The following is a 15874-nucleotide window of genomic DNA, read 5'->3' as shown; positions in this document are numbered from 1 at the left end:
AGTTCTCCATTTATTGGGAGGAAAGGTGTAAACCATATTCAGGACGGGACACGCCCAACAAAAAGGCCTCATCGCGAGGCCTTTTTTACCACTATCTGGCAGTAGATCAGGAGGGCTGATCACCCTTGTTACGAGCGCTCTGGGCACCTGGCGGCAAGGGCTTGCGCGCCATCAACTCCAGTTCCAGCAGCGCATAGCGGTGCTCGATGAAGTCATAGACGTTGTTGGATAAGGCCAGCTTGAAGTAGCTGATGGCTTCCTTGCGGTTGCCTTTGCCCAGCTCGAACTTGCCCAGATAGAAGTAGGTTTCACACAGGCGCTCGGCGAGCTCCCGGTTATCCTTCACCCCTTTCACCACGTTGCCCATCAGCTGGGAAGCGTTGATCTCGCCGGTATAGAGGCGAACCAGATCCCAGTTCCAGGCATCGTCATCGTACTTGTTGAGACGCTCGCGCATCCGGCTCATGGCGGCCGACGGGTCGAGTTTCTGCTCGGCCAGATAGAGCCAGATCACCCGATAGGGGTCTTCCGGCTGCGCCTCGTAGAAACGCTTCATATCGGCCGCGGCCAGTTCGGGACGGTTGCCGTAATAGAGGGCGATGCCACGGTTGAGATAGGCATAGTCATAGTCCGGCGCCAGTTCGAGGGCAGAATCGAACGCATCATAGGCTTCGTCGTAATTCTGCTGCTGTACCAGATAGACGCCGATGAAGTTGTAGGCTTCGGCGAAATCCGGTTTCTCCCGCAGGGCACGGTTGAAATCGAGCCGCGCGAGGGAACGCAGACCAACCCGATCAAACACCACGGCACGCTCATAGAACAACTCTGCCCGTTGCTCGGTGGTCAGTTCCATTTCACTGAGCATCTGCCCGAGTCGGGCGAGCGCCAGCTCACTCTGGTAGGAGACCTGCAGGGGGGTCGCCAACACCAGTGAAGCAGGCTGCGGCTTGGGAACCTTGGGGGTGTTAACCTGACTGCTACTGCTGCAACCCCACATGGGAAGCAACAACAGGATACCGAGGAGGTATCCAATCCCTTTCCTGACGTTCAATGAACACTCCGACGCTTACGCTTGACCCCGCATATGGTAAAGGTCAACAGCCGCTTTGTCATGTAGCTGTGCCCCTCTACCTCAAATAAATCAGGATTCGACAGGGTATCCAGCATCGCACCAACCGCGAAACCCGCCGTCGACGCTGATCACCTTGCGATAACCCATCTGTTGCAGGTTGTCCGCAGCCAGAATGGAGCGAAAACCACCACCACAATAGAGGTAGAGCTCGGTCTCGAGATCCGGGAACTGGGTCTCGATATCCCGCTCAATCACGCCACGACCCAGATATCGGGCACCGGGCAGATGGCCTTTGGCCCACTCGCTCTCTTCCCGTACGTCGATCAGGTGAAACGTGCGCCCTTCATCCTGCCAGCGCTTGATCTGGTGAACATCGGTTTCGGTGATGCGGGAGCGGATCCCGTCAACCAGCGCCAAAAAACGGGGATTGTGATGCATGACAAACTCCTGTTGTTTAAATCATGTGCGTCAGCAAACGACACGCAGAGATAAGAAAAGAGCGCCATGAGGCGCTCTTCACTGTTACGGCAGGATTTCCTGTTGGTCCGCACCCTCTTTCTCTACCTGGGTTGGCAGCATGTGCTCGCGCTTGACGCCGAGGAACATGGCAAACGCACTCGCCACATAGATGGAGGAGTAGGTACCGAACGCCACACCGATCACCATGGCCACGGCAAAACCGTGGATCAGCGCACCGCCCTTGAGCAGCAGCGCCAGCACCACGATAAAGGTAAGGCCGGAGGTGATGATGGTACGACTCAGGGTCTCGGTCATGGAGAGATCCAGAATGTACTCGGTATCCCCTTTACGCACCTTGCGGAAGTTCTCCCGCAAGCGGTCGAACACCACGATAGTATCGTTCAGGGAGTAACCCACCAGGGTCATCAGTGCCGCCAGTACGGTCAGATCGAACTCGTACTGGAAGTAGGCAAAGACACCCAGCGTGATCACCACGTCGTGCACCAGGGAGAGAATGCCCCCCAGCGCCAGACGCCATTCGAAACGCACTGCTACGTAGGCCAGGATACAGAGGATGGAGGCCAGCATGGCCAGCGCACCGTCTGTCGCCAGTTCATCACCCACGGAAGGGCCGACGAACTCGACGCGTTTGAGCACTGCGCCCTCGTCGAGCTGCTTGGCCGCCGCCAGCACTTCGTTACCCTGTTGTTCTACCTTGACCCCCTCTTTCGGGGTCAGGCGGAACAGCACGTCACGGCTGGAGCCAAAGTGTTGCAGGGTTGCCCCTTCAATCTTCTGCTCTTCCAGAGCGTCGTGGATCTTGTCCAGGCTCACCGACTGCTGGAACCCCACCTCGATGGTGGTACCACCGGTAAAGTCCAGACCCCAGTTCAGCCCCCGATCAAACAGGAAGAACAGGGCTACCACCATCAGCACGGAAGAGAAAACCACACCCGGCTTGGCATAGCGCATAAACGGGATCGGTTTTTCAAAATGTAGAATCTGAAACATCTCTCTATCCTCAGATGGGCAGCTTGTCGATACGCCGTCCACCCCAAGCCAGGTTGATAATGGCACGGGAAACTGTGATGGCAGTAAACATGGAGGCGGTCAGACCAATGCCCAGCGTCAGGGCAAAGCCCTTGATGGCGCCAGTACCGATACCGAACAGGATCACGCAGGTGATCAGCGAGGTCACGTTGGAGTCGGCGATGGTGGAGAATGCCCGATCAAAGCCCAGATGGATGGCTTGCTGAACACCGCGACCGTTGCGGATCTCTTCACGAATACGCTCGTAGATCAGCACGTTGGCATCCACCGCCATACCCAGCGTCAGGACGATACCGGCGATACCCGGCAATGTCATGGTGGCACCAGGGATCATCGACATGATGCCGACAATCAACACCAGGTTCATACAGAGCGCCAGGTTGGCAACCCAGCCGAACGCGCGGTAGTAGATCCCCATGAACAGCACGATCACCAGCATGGCCCAGCCGATGGCTTCCATACCGCTGTCGATGTTCTGTTGACCCAGGCTCGGGCCAATGGTGCGCTCTTCCACGATCTGGATCGGGGCGATCAGGGCACCGGCACGCAGCAGCAGCGCCAGGTTGTGGGCTTCGTTGGCATTGTCGATACCTGTGATACGGAACTGGCTGCCAAGACGCGACTGGATGGTGGCGACGTTGATCACCTCCTCCTGCTTGCGGAACTTGCGCTTGCCATCCGGGCCCGGTTGACCGACCGGCTTGTACTCGATGAAGACGGTCGCCATCCCTTTACCGACGTTGTCCTTGGTAAAGTTGGCCATCTTGTTGCCACCCTGGCCATCCAGCTTGATGTTGACCTGGGGACGGCTGTACTCGTCGAAACCGGACTGGGCACCCACAATGTGGTCACCGGTCAGGATCACCCGCTTTTGCAGCACCACGGGACGACCGTTGCGATCGTTGTAGACCTTGGAGCTGGGCGGGACACGACCATCGGCCGCAGCCTGGATGTCGGCAGTCTCATCGACCATGTGGAATTCCAGGGTCGCGGTTGCCCCCAGGATCTCCTTGGCGCGGGCGGTATCCTGAATACCGGGCAGTTCAACGACAATGCGCTCGGCGCCTTGCTGTTGTACCAGCGGCTCGGCCACGCCCAGTTCGTTGACCCGGTTACGGATGATGGTGATGTTCTGCTCGAGGGCGTACTTCTTCACTTCCTTGATCTTGGCTTCGCTCAGACCAGCCAGCAGGATGAACTCATCCCCTTTCTGCTCGGTAGTGAAGGTCAAATCAGGGTTCTGACGACGCAGATGAGAAACGGCGCGTTCCTGATCGGCTTCGTCACGGAAGATCACCTGCACCTGATCACCGACCCGGCGCACGCCGGAGTAACGGATCTTCTGGGTGCGCAGCTCAGAGCGGAAATCCTGCACCATCTGCTCTTGCTGCTTGGTCAGTGCTTCGGCCATGTCCACTTCCATCAGGAAGTGCACACCACCGCGCAGATCAAGACCCAGCTTCAGAGGCGCCGCACCGATGGCTTCGAGCCAGGCGGGAGTGGAAGGTGCCAGGTTGAGTGCGGTAATGAAGTTGTCGCCCAGCTTGTTGGCAACGATATCGCGCGCCTTCAGCTGGTCTTCGGTGTTCTTGAAACGGATCAGGATAAAACCGTGCTCGAATGCAGCATGTTTGACCGGGATCTTGGCCGCTTCAAGGGTCTCTTTCACCAGATCAAGAGTATCTAGCTTGACTTCGGCACCACGGCTGGCAGAAACCTGCAAAGCCGGATCTTCGCCGTAAAGATTGGGGGCTGCATATAGAAAACCGATGGCGATCACCAGGATCACCATCAGGTATTTCCACAGCGGATAGCGATTCAACACGCTGTGCTCCTTGGGAGATTAAAGGGACTGGATAGAACCCTTGGGCAGAACGGCAGAGACGAAGTCCTTTTTGATGGTGACTTGAGTCTGGTCGTTCAGGGCGATCACCAGGTAATCGCTGTCTGCAGCCACTTTGGCAATTTTGCCAACCAGGCCACCGGAAGTGAGCACTTCATCACCTTTGGACAAGGAGCTCATCAGATTGCGGTGATCCTTGGCACGCTTGGCCTGGGGACGATAGATCATGAAGTAGAAGATCAGGCCGAATACGGCCAGCATGATGATCATTTCCATACCACCACCCTGTGCACCCGGTGCTGCGCCTTCTGCATACGCCTTGGAGATAATGCTCATTTAACAACCTCTTATTGATGTAGATTTAAAAAAACAAAATTATATGTTGTTGTTATTTAACGTTATTTTCAGCTAACGGAGGCACAGGCTTCCCTTGCCGACGGTAAAACTCTGTTACAAAGTCGTCTAATTTACCCTGCTCGATCGCGTCCCGCAAACCCTGCATCACACGCTGGTAGTAACGCAGGTTATGAATCGTATTCAGACGGGCACCGAGGATCTCGTTGCACTTGTCCAGATGGTGCAGGTAGCTGCGGCTGTAGTTCTTGCAGGTGTAGCAATCGCACTCGGCATCCAGGGTGCTGGTGTCGTTGCGGTGCTGGGCATTGCGGATCTTCACTACGCCATCGGTGGTGAACAGGTGGCCGTTGCGGGCGTTGCGGGTCGGCATGACGCAGTCGAACATGTCGATACCACGGCGCACCCCTTCCACCAGATCTTCCGGCTTGCCGACACCCATCAGGTAGCGCGGCTTGTCAGCCGGAATTTTCGGGCATACGTGCTCGAGGATGCGGTGCATGTCCTCTTTGGGTTCGCCCACGGCCAGACCACCGACCGCATAACCGTCGAAACCGATCTCCAGCAGCCCCTTGAGGGAGACATCACGCAGATCTTCGTAGACCGAGCCCTGGATGATGCCGAACAGGGCGTTCTTGTTGCCCAGCGCATCAAACTTGTCGCGGGAGCGCTTGCCCCAGCGCAGGGACATCTCCATCGACTTGCGCGCTTCTTCATAAGTAGCCGGGTACGGGGTGCACTCGTCGAAGATCATCACGATGTCGGAGCCCAGATCGAACTGGATCTCCATGGACTTCTCGGGGTCGAGGAAGATCTTCTCGCCATTGATGGGGTGACGGAAGTGGACGCCCGCTTCGGTGATCTTGCGAATATGGCCCAGGCTGAACACCTGGAAACCACCGGAGTCGGTCAGGATCGGGCCCTGCCAGTTCATGAAGTCATGCAGATCGCCGTGAGCACGCATCACTTCCTGACCCGGGCGCAGCCAGAGGTGGAAGGTGTTACCCAGCAGGATCTGGGCGCCGGTTTCACGCACTTCTTCCGGGGTCATCCCCTTGACGGTGCCGTAAGTCCCGACCGGCATAAAGGCCGGCGTTTGTACCACACCACGTTCGAAGACCAGTTGACCGCGACGGGCACGGCCGTCGGTGGTTTTCAGTTCAAATTTCATTGCTACCTCGGCTGCGTCAGATAAACAGTCTGACAATAGGAGGGCCACTCACGGCCCGGTAAATAAGCTGAAGCTTATGCTTCAACCTGGCGACGGGTGACGAACATGGCGTCCCCGTAGCTGAAGAAACGGTACTGCCCGGCCACGGCTGCCTGATAGGCCGCCATCACGTTGTCATAACCGGCAAAGGCGCTGACCAGCATGATCAGGGTCGACTCCGGCAGATGGAAGTTGGTGACCATGGCATCGACAATCTGGAACTGGTAGCCAGGGAAGATGAAAATATCGGTGTCACTAAAGAAGGGCGCCAGCGGTTTGCCCTGCGCCAGGGTGACCTTGGCCGCGCTCTCCAGCGAACGCACCGATGTGGTCCCCACCGCAATCACCCGACCACCACGGGCCCGGGTGGCCGCGATGGCATCTACCACCTCTTGCGGCACTTCCGCATACTCGGAGTGCATATGGTGATCTTCAATCTTCTCAACCCGCACCGGCTGGAAGGTCCCCGCCCCTACATGCAGGGTGACGAAGGCCGTTTCAACCCCTTTGGCCCGAATTTTCTCAAGCAGCGGCTCATCAAAGTGCAGACCAGCGGTCGGCGCCGCGACGGCGCCCGGCTTTTGATTGTAAACGGTCTGGTAGCGCTCCTTGTCGGCATCCTCGTCGGGACGGTCGATATAGGGGGGCAGCGGCATGTGGCCGATGGCCTCCAAAATCTCCAGCACCGGACGCGGGTCGAGGAAGTGGATCTCGAACAGGGCGTCGTGGCGGGCGCGCATCTCGGCTTCAACACCACCATCCATGATCATCCGGGTGCCGGGCTTGGGCGCCTTGGAGGCACGGACATGGGCCAGCACGCTGTGCTCGTCCAGAATGCGCTCGACCAGTACCTCCAGCTTGCCGCCGCTGGCCTTCTGGCCAAACATGCGCGCCGGAATGACACGGGTGTTATTGAATACCAGCAGGTCACCCGGATTGAGCTGATCCAGCACATCCACAAATTGACCGTGGCGCAGGGCGCCAGTCTGACCATCGAGCTGCAACAGGCGGCTGGCGGTACGCTCTGCCATCGGATAGCGGGCAATCAGCTCGTCTGGCAGATCAAAATGAAAATCGGATACTTGCATCTTTCACCTCGGGGGGAATCGGCGGCTAGTCTAGTTATCCCCATCTTCCAAGGCAACCCAAAAGACCAAAAACCCAAGAGAGACAAGGGGTAGCGAGCAATATTGAGACACACATCCGGTTAATGATTCTTTAATGTTCTGTATTGACCCTGATCATGTTTTGCCAGTTGGGGCTGGGCTAGGGTGAAAGCAGATACACAAGGAGGCCCACCATGATGACCCTATCCGAAATCATGACCGAACACCCCTTCACTCTGGGTCCGTCAAACAGTGTCAAACAGGCGATGGACCTGATGCAGCAGGAGCGGATCCGCCACATTCCCATCGTCGATGAGCAGCATCACCTGCTGGGGTTGGTAACCCTCACCGATATCCTGGCCACCCGGGAATCCAAGCTGCTGCTCATCAGCCCGGAGCGGGAAGCCGAATTTACCGACAGCGTGCAACTCGACGAGATCATGACACGGCAAGTGGCGAGCGTAGATCCTCACGCCGGCATCAAGGAGGCGGCACTTTACCTACAGCGGCACAGATATGGCTGCCTGCCGGTACTCAAAGGACGCAAGCTGATCGGCATTGTCACCGAGTCGGACTTTATTGCAGTGGCCATCAACCTGCTGGAATTGATGGAAGAGCAGGAACCACCTACCGACTTTTGACAGCTCTGACTGTAATTGAATTACAATAAAAGCGTTTTCAGCCGTCAAAACAAGCTGAAATGATGAAACACTTTCATTTTGACTGAAAAATTACACCAAATACTTGCCTTGTGATCTACGTCACACTATCATCCCTCTCATGCAATAGTTGCCGAGGGGGAGACGAGGGATTGTGCACCCATTATCTTCCTCTCATATGTCTGCAAGTTTGCACACCCCGTAGTTAGTCTTTGCTGTAAAGCATTTGTTTATATAGCCATTCCTTGTTTGATGACCCGGCCCTGTCGTTGCGATAGCGCCGGGATTTTTTTATCTGCGCCTTTCTGCCTCCCCTTGCCAGCACATCCCCCATCGCTGCGAGCAGCGGCCTCAACCTCCTGCGCCATCTGTTTGCTCCATATGTTTGCACCACCGTTTATCTCATCGCGTTATCGTGGCTCTGCACACCTCTTCCCATGCCTTGAAAAGGCGATGTAGCGCACAGATATTGAACCACGACAAGGAGTTATCTCAGTAGGCCTGAGATATTCATGTTAGGTACAGCCATAGTGAGCTATCTAATAAGTAGATTTAAGCGATTCAAAATTGCGGCTTTTATCGATTAATGGAAGCCCCTATGATGAATCCATCGAAAGTTAAGCGCCTCGTCTGGCAAGACTTTTCAACACCAGACCGGCATATGTACATCACCAAGGAGCAATTACATGTCTACCTACATCAACACTGAAATCAAGCCGTTCAATGCTACCGCCTACCACAATGGCAAATTCGTTCAGGTGTCTGACGCTGACCTGAAAGGCAAGTGGTCCGTGGTCTTCTTCTACCCGGCTGACTTCACCTTCGTTTGCCCGACCGAGCTGGGCGACCTGGCTGACAACTACGCTGAATTCCAGAAACTGGGCGTCGAGATCTACTCTGTCTCTACCGACACCCACTTCACTCACAAAGCATGGCACGACACCTCTGACACCATTCAGAAGATCCAGTACCCGATGATTGGTGACCCGACTGGTACCATCACCCGCAACTTCGGCGTGATGATCGAAGAAGCTGGTCTGGCTGACCGCGGTACCTTCGTAATTGACCCGCAGGGCATCATCCAGATCGTCGAGATCAACGCTGGCGGCATCGGCCGTGACGCACTGGAACTGCTGCGCAAAGTCAAAGCAGCCCAGTACGTTGCCTCCCACCCGGGTGAAGTGTGCCCGGCTAAATGGAAAGAAGGCGAAGCCACTCTGGCCCCGTCCCTGGACCTGGTAGGCAAGATCTAAGCCTCCCGCTTCCAAGACCGGCCCGCATAAGGGCCGGTCTGCTTTCCGGCATTGCCAAATAGGCCTGAAAGCAGACCGACTCACATTTAATGCCAACTCGCCATTACAAGAAGGAATTCGACCATGTTGGATACCAACCTCAAACAACAGCTGAACACCTATCTGCAGTACATCGTCAATCCCATCGAGATCAGCGTGTCCGGCAACGACAGCGACAAATCTGCAGAGCTGCTGGCACTGGCCAGCGAGATCGCCGAGATGTCCCCCAAGATCACCCAGACCTCTGGCACTGCCGTTCGCAAGCCTTCCATGAGTGTCGCGCCGCAGGGCCAAGCTCCGCGCGTTCACTTTGCCGGCATCCCCATGGGTCATGAATTTACTTCTCTGGTACTCGCCCTGCTGCAAAGCGGCGGCCACCCTTCCAAGGCCGATGCGGCCGTGCAGGAGCAGATCCGCAATCTCAAGGGTGAGTTCCACTTCGAGACCTATATCTCCCTCTCCTGCCACAACTGCCCGGATGTAGTACAGGCCCTCAACCTGATGGCGACCCTGAACCCCGGCATCACCCACACCATGATCGATGGCGCCCTGTTCCAGGAAGAGGTCAATGAGCGTCAAATCATGGCGGTACCGAATGTCTACCTGAACGGCCAACCGTTCAGCCAAGGGCGGATCTCGCTGGAAGAGATCGTCGCCAAACTCGACACAGGTGCTGCCGAGCGCAAGGCTGCCGAGCTGAATGAGAAAGATCCCTACGATGTGCTGGTCGTGGGCGGTGGCCCGGCTGGCGCCGCAGCGGCCATCTATGCCGCTCGTAAAGGCATTCGCACCGCCATCGTTGCCGAACGTTTCGGTGGTCAGGTGATGGACACCGTCGGCATCGAGAACTTTATCTCCGTGCCCTATACCGAAGGCCCCAAACTGGCCGCCAGCCTGGAGCAGCACGTCAAAGAGTACGGCGTGGAAGTGATAACCGAACAGCGCGCCGCCGCCATCAGCAAAGATGGATATGTGAACGTGGATCTCGCCTCTGGCGCCACCTTGAAGAGCCGCGCCGTGATCCTGGCTACCGGTGCCCGCTGGCGTGATCTGAACGTACCGGGCGAGCTTGAGTACCGCACCAAGGGCGTGGCCTACTGCCCGCACTGCGATGGCCCCTTCTTCAAAGGCAAGCGGGTTGCAGTGATCGGTGGCGGTAACTCCGGCATCGAGGCTGCCATCGACCTGGCTGGCATCGTCGAGCATGTGACCGTGGTGGAGTTCGCTGACACCCTGCGCGCCGATGAAGTGCTGCAGAAGAAGGCTCGCTCTATGGGCAATATCGACATCATCATGAGTGCCCGCACTACCGAAGTGATCGGTGATGGCAGCAAGGTGGTCGGTATGGATTACGAAGATCGCACTACCGGCGAGATCAAACACCTAGCGGTGGCTGGCATCTTCGTCCAGATCGGTCTGGTACCGAACACCGAGTTCCTGAAAGGGAGCGAGATTGCCCTGACCCGCTTTGGCGAGATCGAGATCGATACCAAAGGGGCGACCTCCCTGCCCGGCGTCTACGCCGCTGGGGATGCCACCACGGTACCGTTCAAGCAGATCATCATCTCCATGGGTGCTGGCGCCACCGCCGCACTGGGTGCGTTTGATTACCTCATCCGCAACCCGGCGCCGGAAGCGACCAAAGCTGATGCTGTGACCACCTGATAAACCCAGCGCAACAAAAAGCCGACGCTCGATTAAGTAAACACGAGCGTCGGCTTTTTTATATCTGCATCGATGCGCAATAAAAACCCCGCAGCAAATAGCGGGGTTGTTCATGACTGGACTTCAACGACGGGTATCACTCCAGCAAGAAAACAGCCTCGATATTATCGCTTACCGTGATCTGCTGTTGTTGATAGCTGTTGTCCGCCATATCCGCCGCAGGAGCAGCCATCGCCATGGCCTGCACCACCTTCAGGTTGCGGCTGTAGGCGGTAATGGGCGAAGCATTGCGGTACTCCACACTGTAGACCTTGCCAAGCTTCATCCCGAACGCCTTGGCCAGAGATTCAGCCTTGGTTTTGGCATCCTCAACTGCATTCAGACGGGCCTGCTCCTTGATGACCTGCGGCGATTTCAACCCGTACTCAATTTGGGATACGGACTCCAGCCCGGCTTTGAGTGCGGTATCCATCAGGGGGCTCAATTTATCCAGTTGATAGAGTTTGACCGCCAATTGCCGCTGGGCACGGTATCCCAGCAATACCGGCTTCTTGTTCTCGCCATACTGATATTCCGGAGAGACCATCAGGTTGCCAGCCTCAACATCGCTGCGCTTGATCCCCAACCCTTCCAGTTGGCTGAAAAAGGCTGCGACCTTGGTATCGACCTGCTGCTTGGCCTTGAGGCCCTGCTTATCCAGTGCACTCACCGCCACATTGAGGGTGAGCATATCGGGTTCGGTCTTCTGCTCGGCATAACCGCTCACCACCAGATGGGGCGCTTGCGGCACTTCAATCGCCAGCAGCGGAGCACTGACAACCAGAGCGGAAAGAGTAAGAAGGGGACGCCACATAGAAAAAACCTCAATCGGAAAGATTGAGGCCATTATGCCCGTGCAGCTACGGGATTCATATATCGTGCAAGGGGGGGAGCTGATCCAGTATCTGATTGGTCAGATCGAGACTAATGGTGACCATGCTGCCGGGATCCTGGCTCTGGTTTGCCATATCCAGAGCAGGAGCCGTGCCACAGACCAACACCTCATCATCGAAATGGAACGAGTCCCACGACAGAACGTGTCCTTGCACCGCCTGTCCGATATTGGTGCCACCACTATCCTCCTCCATCGCAGACCAAGGGATGGTATCAGACGGCCCTAGCAAATCTTGCAACAATGGAGAGTGAAAACTGGCCAGCGGATACTCCTGCTGACTCTGATGATGGCCAACCAGAATCATGTTATGGGCAGATTCGGTATCCATGACCGGCACATAAGTGATAGAGGCCGTAGCGAAATCAACATAGAGCGAGCCCGCTACATCACCGGCCTCATTCTCAATCTCCATCCCATCCAGCCGATCCCCCGCGATCGAGGCCTGATAGCCAAACTGGCCTGCGCAGGTAATATTTCCCTGCCCATCCCAGCTATAACGGATACCATCAATGTCGACCCAGTTGAATGACTGCATGATTACCCCTCTCCTCTACTGCCGCTATCTTATCCATCCCCTTGGGGAAAAAACAGGGGCCAGGCAAGCCCGGCCCCAAGGCAAGGTTACGGATCAACCTTCAAGTTACCGTCATCCAGCAACTTCTGAATAATCTGCAAGTCACTGTTACCCAGGGTCGTCAAGTCAATACTGTCAAATTTTATGACGTGAGTGGTTCCTCCATTCGTACCATCCAAATCAATAGTCAATGTTGATTTGTTTGTGCCTGGCCCATCACTACTGAAATTGAGGTACGCATCAAGCGAACCAGAGTTGGCATGTTCGCCAGTGAGCAGCTCGCTTATATCCAGTACATCCCCGCCAGTGCCGGTGGTGAAGTCTTTGATGACATCCACACCACCGATATCACCCGCCCCCCACTTGAAGGTATCGCTGCCAAAGCCACCCACAAGAGTATCCGAGCCTAATCCTCCGATCAGGATGTCATTACCTAATCCACCGATAAGCTGATCATCTCCGCCCATCCCCTTGAGTGTATCGTTATCGGCACTGCCATGTATGATGTCAGCCATAGCTGTGCCGGTGAACACATTGCCAGCTTCGATGGTGACATGCAGATTCACGCTCGAAGTGGCATCGTTGTCGGCATCCTGCACTACCACCAGGAAGTCGAGGTCCGCGTCCACTGTGGTGGTCTGGGTCTTGACAAAGCCGATATCGGAGACCTTGACCACATCATTATCGCTTTGGTTGGCGAAGGTGGTGAGACCATCGAAACCGTCGTTGAAGTCGCGGTCATAGTTGAGCGCGACGCTGGTGGTGATGTCTTCGACCGACGTCAGGATTTGCGCCCCGTAGATCTGCCAGCTCTCGCCGGGGGCGTTGTAGTCATTGCTCTCGATGACGATCGCACCATCATTATTGTCCAGGGTGATGCCATAGCCGGCTAGGGCCGCCAGCGCCGTCGCACCGCTGAAATTGCGGTAGATGTCGCTGTTGCTGACGACCAGTGCCCTGGTGGTGGTAACACCTCCGGCTCCGACCAGCTTCAACACGATCACCAGATCATCATCATTGTCGATGCCATCGAACTTCAGATAGACGCCATCAGCACGGCCGGTCGGGGTCAGCCCGAGGTTGCCGGTCGGGTTGGAGGTATAGAAGTTCAGGTCCAGTACTTCACCCTTGCCGATGGTGTCGCCCGCTACCCCGTTCGCGCTGTTGGAGAGCGTGACGTAGGAGCCAGTCTGGGTGAAGGTCTCACCATTGACGAAGACGTTGGTGTCCGAGCCTCCTGTCTGCAGATTGTTGCTATACGTGCCACCACCAGTCTCTGCGTAGCTCCTGAACTGTACGAAGAAGTCAGTGGCCAGCTGAGAAACCGCCACCTCCGGATTGGTGGTATCCACCGTGCTTCCACCCGGAACATAGCCCGTGATACCCAGCGAAGCGCTGGTTTTCAGCACCTGGAAGCCCTCGATCGGCCCGTCCAGGGTCACCGTGTAAGTGCCGTTCACCTTGTCGAAGGTCAGCGTACCCGTAGCCTCTTCCTTGACGCCGGGCTTGGCCGGGTTTGACGCGTAGTCGAACTCGATATCGAAGGTCGCCGTGGTGGCGTTCTCCGACACCCAGGTGACCGACTGCGAGCTAATCGCCGTGCCGCCCACATTGCCCGTCAGCGTGATGGACTTGAAGTCCGAGTCCGCCGCACTGAAGGGGCCGCTGCCACGAGTGTCTGCACCGGTGCTGTAGTCGAACACCCCGGTAGCTCCACCCGGGTTGCCACTGTTGGAGTACACCAGGTTCGAGGTTGCCAGGATCGCCGGCACGTCGTCCTCGACCTGGATCAGCAGATCACCGGCCAGCGGCACCGGATTACCACCGTAGGTGGCCTGGACTGCCTCGGTCAGGTTCAGCGTGAGGATTTCGTTGTCGTTGCCGTTGGCCAGCGGATGATCCAGCGGGCCGCTGAGCGTGAAGGTATATGCGCCATTGGCATGCACCACTAGGGTGAAGATGGTGGCCGCGCCCGCCATCGCCGTCAGGGTATTGCCGACGACTTTGTAGGTGACGGCCACCCCATCGGAGGTCAGGGTCGGCAGGAACGCCGGCGAGCTCTGCAAGCTGAAGGTGGCGGGATCGTTGCCGATCAGGAGCTCGGTCAGGCTGCCGGTGGCAACCGTGATCTGCAGATCGTTATCGGTAATACCACCGGGCAGTTCGTCCTCGTCCACCCTGCCGATCACCGGTGCAGCATCCTCGATATTGACCGTCAGCGTGGCCGGCGACGGGTCGCCGTCCTTGTCGATGATCACGTAGTCGAAACTCTCGCTGGTATCCGACGGAACGCTCTGCGGGGCCGTGTAACTCCAGGTCCCGTCGGCGAAGTTGAAGCTCAGCTTGCCGCCCAGATCGGTGAGGATGCTGTTCAACTGGCTACCGGCGATGCTACCGCCAGTACTCACCGCGATGATGCCCCCGCCGTTCCAGGTATAGGTCACCCCATCGATCTCGATCGACAGCACCCGCCCAGCGCCGTCGGCACCATAGGCATCGTCATCCCCTCCACCCACGGCATTGTCGTTGCCGAGCAGGACATTGCCACCGATCACATTGCCAGAGATTTGGTCAAGTAAGGTATTGATAAGGTCATCGAAATCAGCCACCAGAATCGGTGAGCCGCTTCCGTCCAAATCGACATCCTGCAGCCGCGTACTATTGATACCGTTACCCACTCCAATGGCGGTGACGTTTATGCCATTGCTGTCGATGAAGTTGTTCCAATCCGTCGCTGTGCCACTCTGCAACGAGTTGTTCACACCTGTATCAACATTCGGATTGCCATCGCTGATGAAGAATACCTGATTGCTCCAACCCGGGATTGGGTCGTAGACATCCATGGTCTTCTCAACCGCCGCCGTGAAGTTGGTATTGCCGTTGAAGGGACGGTTGGCCAGGATGTTGTCGACCAGCGACTCGAAGGCCGCCAGCGAACTGACCGCCGTGTAGGAGGTCGCGCCAGTGGAGAAGGCCACGATGGTGATCTGCACAGAACCGTCGGAGCCATTGAACAGAGCCTCTCCCGAGGCCCTGACGGCCGTCATCATGGTGGCGAACTCGGTACCATTGATACTGCCGCTCGAGTCCAGGACGAAGGCGACATTGAAGTCCTTGCCACTGGATTCGGCAACGATGGCCGTATCGTTCTGTGCTACCGGCGTGTCGTCGTCGACGTTGATGGTCAGGCTGCCATCCACGCTGTCTTGGTCGGCATCGGTAACACGGTAGCTCAGCGTGAAGCTGGCGTTATTCTCGTCATTGCCGTCGGCATGCTTGATCGGTGCATTCTGCGTCACGCTGTAGGCACCCGTGGCGCTGTTCAGCGTCACCGTCAGCACGGTCACGCCAGCCTGTTTGACCAGCAGTGAACCACCAGACCCCGCTTCATAGGTGTAACCGCCCGGTGCGCCACTGGTCAGCCACTGGATGCTGCCAGCGCCGTCGGCACTGAAGCTGTGGCCCAGGGTTCCGCTGACGTTGACCTCGTTCGGGTCGTCGCTCGTGCCGCCAGCTATGCCGCCCGCCAGGACATCATCGTCCAGTTGCACTGCTTCGTTAGCGCTGATGCTCGGGCCCTCGTCGCTAAAGCTCACCAGTCCACCCAAATCCAGACTGCTGCTGGCGCTGTCGGTGTCGCCGTCCGCATCAGTGAT

The 15874-nt window shown here is 57.0% G+C and carries 13 protein-coding genes; 3 read left to right on the top strand and 10 right to left on the bottom strand.

Features of this window, described 5'->3' with window-relative positions:
* Positions 1-106 precede the first annotated feature (106 nt).
* From nlpI to queA, 7 genes are all read right to left on the bottom strand, one after another.
* The gene (nlpI, locus tag AB5Y82_RS04035) at positions 107-1051 is read right to left on the bottom strand and encodes a lipoprotein NlpI (protein ID WP_005351017.1); all 945 of its coding nucleotides are present in this window, start codon (positions 1049-1051) and stop codon (positions 107-109) included.
* 90 nt (positions 1052-1141) lie between these two features.
* The gene (locus AB5Y82_RS04030; RefSeq protein WP_019446086.1) at positions 1142-1510 is read right to left on the bottom strand and encodes a rhodanese-like domain-containing protein; all 369 of its coding nucleotides are present in this window, start codon (positions 1508-1510) and stop codon (positions 1142-1144) included.
* An 84-nt stretch (positions 1511-1594) separates the two neighbouring features.
* Positions 1595-2542 carry a protein translocase subunit SecF gene (gene secF / locus AB5Y82_RS04025; protein WP_005337322.1) on the bottom strand — a complete coding sequence of 316 codons (948 nt, stop codon included), beginning with the start codon at positions 2540-2542 and terminating at the stop codon, positions 1595-1597.
* A 10-nt stretch (positions 2543-2552) separates the two neighbouring features.
* Positions 2553-4406, bottom strand: coding sequence for a protein translocase subunit SecD (gene secD, locus AB5Y82_RS04020; RefSeq protein WP_005337324.1), 1854 nt, complete (start codon positions 4404-4406; stop codon positions 2553-2555).
* A gap of 18 nt (positions 4407-4424) precedes the next feature.
* Entirely contained in the window at positions 4425-4760 is a 336-nt protein-coding gene (gene yajC / locus AB5Y82_RS04015; RefSeq protein ID WP_005337327.1) for a preprotein translocase subunit YajC, read from the bottom strand.
* A 52-nt stretch (positions 4761-4812) separates the two neighbouring features.
* Positions 4813-5949, bottom strand: a complete 1137-nt coding sequence (gene tgt / locus AB5Y82_RS04010; RefSeq protein WP_159143915.1) for a tRNA guanosine(34) transglycosylase Tgt — start codon at positions 5947-5949, stop codon at positions 4813-4815.
* 74 nt (positions 5950-6023) lie between these two features.
* Entirely contained in the window at positions 6024-7076 is a 1053-nt protein-coding gene (gene queA / locus AB5Y82_RS04005) for a tRNA preQ1(34) S-adenosylmethionine ribosyltransferase-isomerase QueA (protein ID WP_005344678.1), read from the bottom strand.
* A gap of 212 nt (positions 7077-7288) precedes the next feature.
* Here queA and AB5Y82_RS04000 point away from each other — a divergent pair, with 212 nt between their 5' ends.
* From AB5Y82_RS04000 to ahpF, 3 genes are all read left to right on the top strand, one after another.
* On the top strand, positions 7289-7735 hold the full coding sequence (locus AB5Y82_RS04000; RefSeq protein ID WP_013723842.1) for a CBS domain-containing protein: 447 nt from the start codon (positions 7289-7291) through the stop codon (positions 7733-7735).
* 704 nt (positions 7736-8439) lie between these two features.
* Complete coding sequence (gene ahpC / locus AB5Y82_RS03995; RefSeq protein WP_005337335.1) at positions 8440-9006, top strand: alkyl hydroperoxide reductase subunit C; 567 nt, start codon at positions 8440-8442, stop codon at positions 9004-9006.
* 123 nt (positions 9007-9129) lie between these two features.
* Complete coding sequence (ahpF, locus tag AB5Y82_RS03990; RefSeq protein ID WP_111899600.1) at positions 9130-10710, top strand: alkyl hydroperoxide reductase subunit F; 1581 nt, start codon at positions 9130-9132, stop codon at positions 10708-10710.
* A gap of 136 nt (positions 10711-10846) precedes the next feature.
* On the opposite strand, the gene AB5Y82_RS03985 is transcribed toward ahpF, so the two are convergent.
* From AB5Y82_RS03985 to AB5Y82_RS03975, 3 genes are all read right to left on the bottom strand, one after another.
* Positions 10847-11563 carry an SIMPL domain-containing protein gene (locus AB5Y82_RS03985; protein ID WP_005337338.1) on the bottom strand — a complete coding sequence of 239 codons (717 nt, stop codon included), beginning with the start codon at positions 11561-11563 and terminating at the stop codon, positions 10847-10849.
* A gap of 55 nt (positions 11564-11618) precedes the next feature.
* Entirely contained in the window at positions 11619-12179 is a 561-nt protein-coding gene (locus AB5Y82_RS03980) for a hypothetical protein (RefSeq protein ID WP_368173687.1), read from the bottom strand.
* A gap of 86 nt (positions 12180-12265) precedes the next feature.
* Positions 12266-15826 carry a type I secretion C-terminal target domain-containing protein gene (locus AB5Y82_RS03975; RefSeq protein WP_204356841.1) on the bottom strand — a complete coding sequence of 1187 codons (3561 nt, stop codon included), beginning with the start codon at positions 15824-15826 and terminating at the stop codon, positions 12266-12268.
* Positions 15827-15874 lie beyond the last annotated feature (48 nt).

This window comes from Aeromonas sp. s13 (assembly GCF_040907905.1).
In the GTDB taxonomy this organism is placed as follows: domain Bacteria; phylum Pseudomonadota; class Gammaproteobacteria; order Enterobacterales; family Aeromonadaceae; genus Aeromonas; species Aeromonas veronii.
Note: the sequence above shows the minus strand (reverse complement) of the source record. Positions and strands in the feature narration are given on the sequence as shown.

Bases quoted from the DNA above. Each gene is read 5' to 3' on its own strand.
- AB5Y82_RS04030 (WP_019446086.1), bottom strand. From the start codon at position 1,510: ATGCATCACAATCCCCGTTTTTTGGCGCTGGTTGACGGGATCCGCTCC.
- tgt (WP_159143915.1), bottom strand. From the start codon at position 5,949: ATGAAATTTGAACTGAAAACCACCGACGGCCGTGCCCGTCGCGGTCAA.
- AB5Y82_RS04000 (WP_013723842.1), top strand. From the start codon at position 7,289: ATGATGACCCTATCCGAAATCATGACCGAACACCCCTTCACTCTGGGT.
- queA (WP_005344678.1), bottom strand. From the start codon at position 7,076: ATGCAAGTATCCGATTTTCATTTTGATCTGCCAGACGAGCTGATTGCC.
- ahpC (WP_005337335.1), top strand. From the start codon at position 8,440: ATGTCTACCTACATCAACACTGAAATCAAGCCGTTCAATGCTACCGCC.
- AB5Y82_RS03980 (WP_368173687.1), bottom strand. From the start codon at position 12,179: ATGCAGTCATTCAACTGGGTCGACATTGATGGTATCCGTTATAGCTGG.
- AB5Y82_RS03985 (WP_005337338.1), bottom strand. From the start codon at position 11,563: ATGTGGCGTCCCCTTCTTACTCTTTCCGCTCTGGTTGTCAGTGCTCCG.
- ahpF (WP_111899600.1), top strand. From the start codon at position 9,130: ATGTTGGATACCAACCTCAAACAACAGCTGAACACCTATCTGCAGTAC.
- yajC (WP_005337327.1), bottom strand. From the start codon at position 4,760: ATGAGCATTATCTCCAAGGCGTATGCAGAAGGCGCAGCACCGGGTGCA.
- secF (WP_005337322.1), bottom strand. From the start codon at position 2,542: ATGTTTCAGATTCTACATTTTGAAAAACCGATCCCGTTTATGCGCTAT.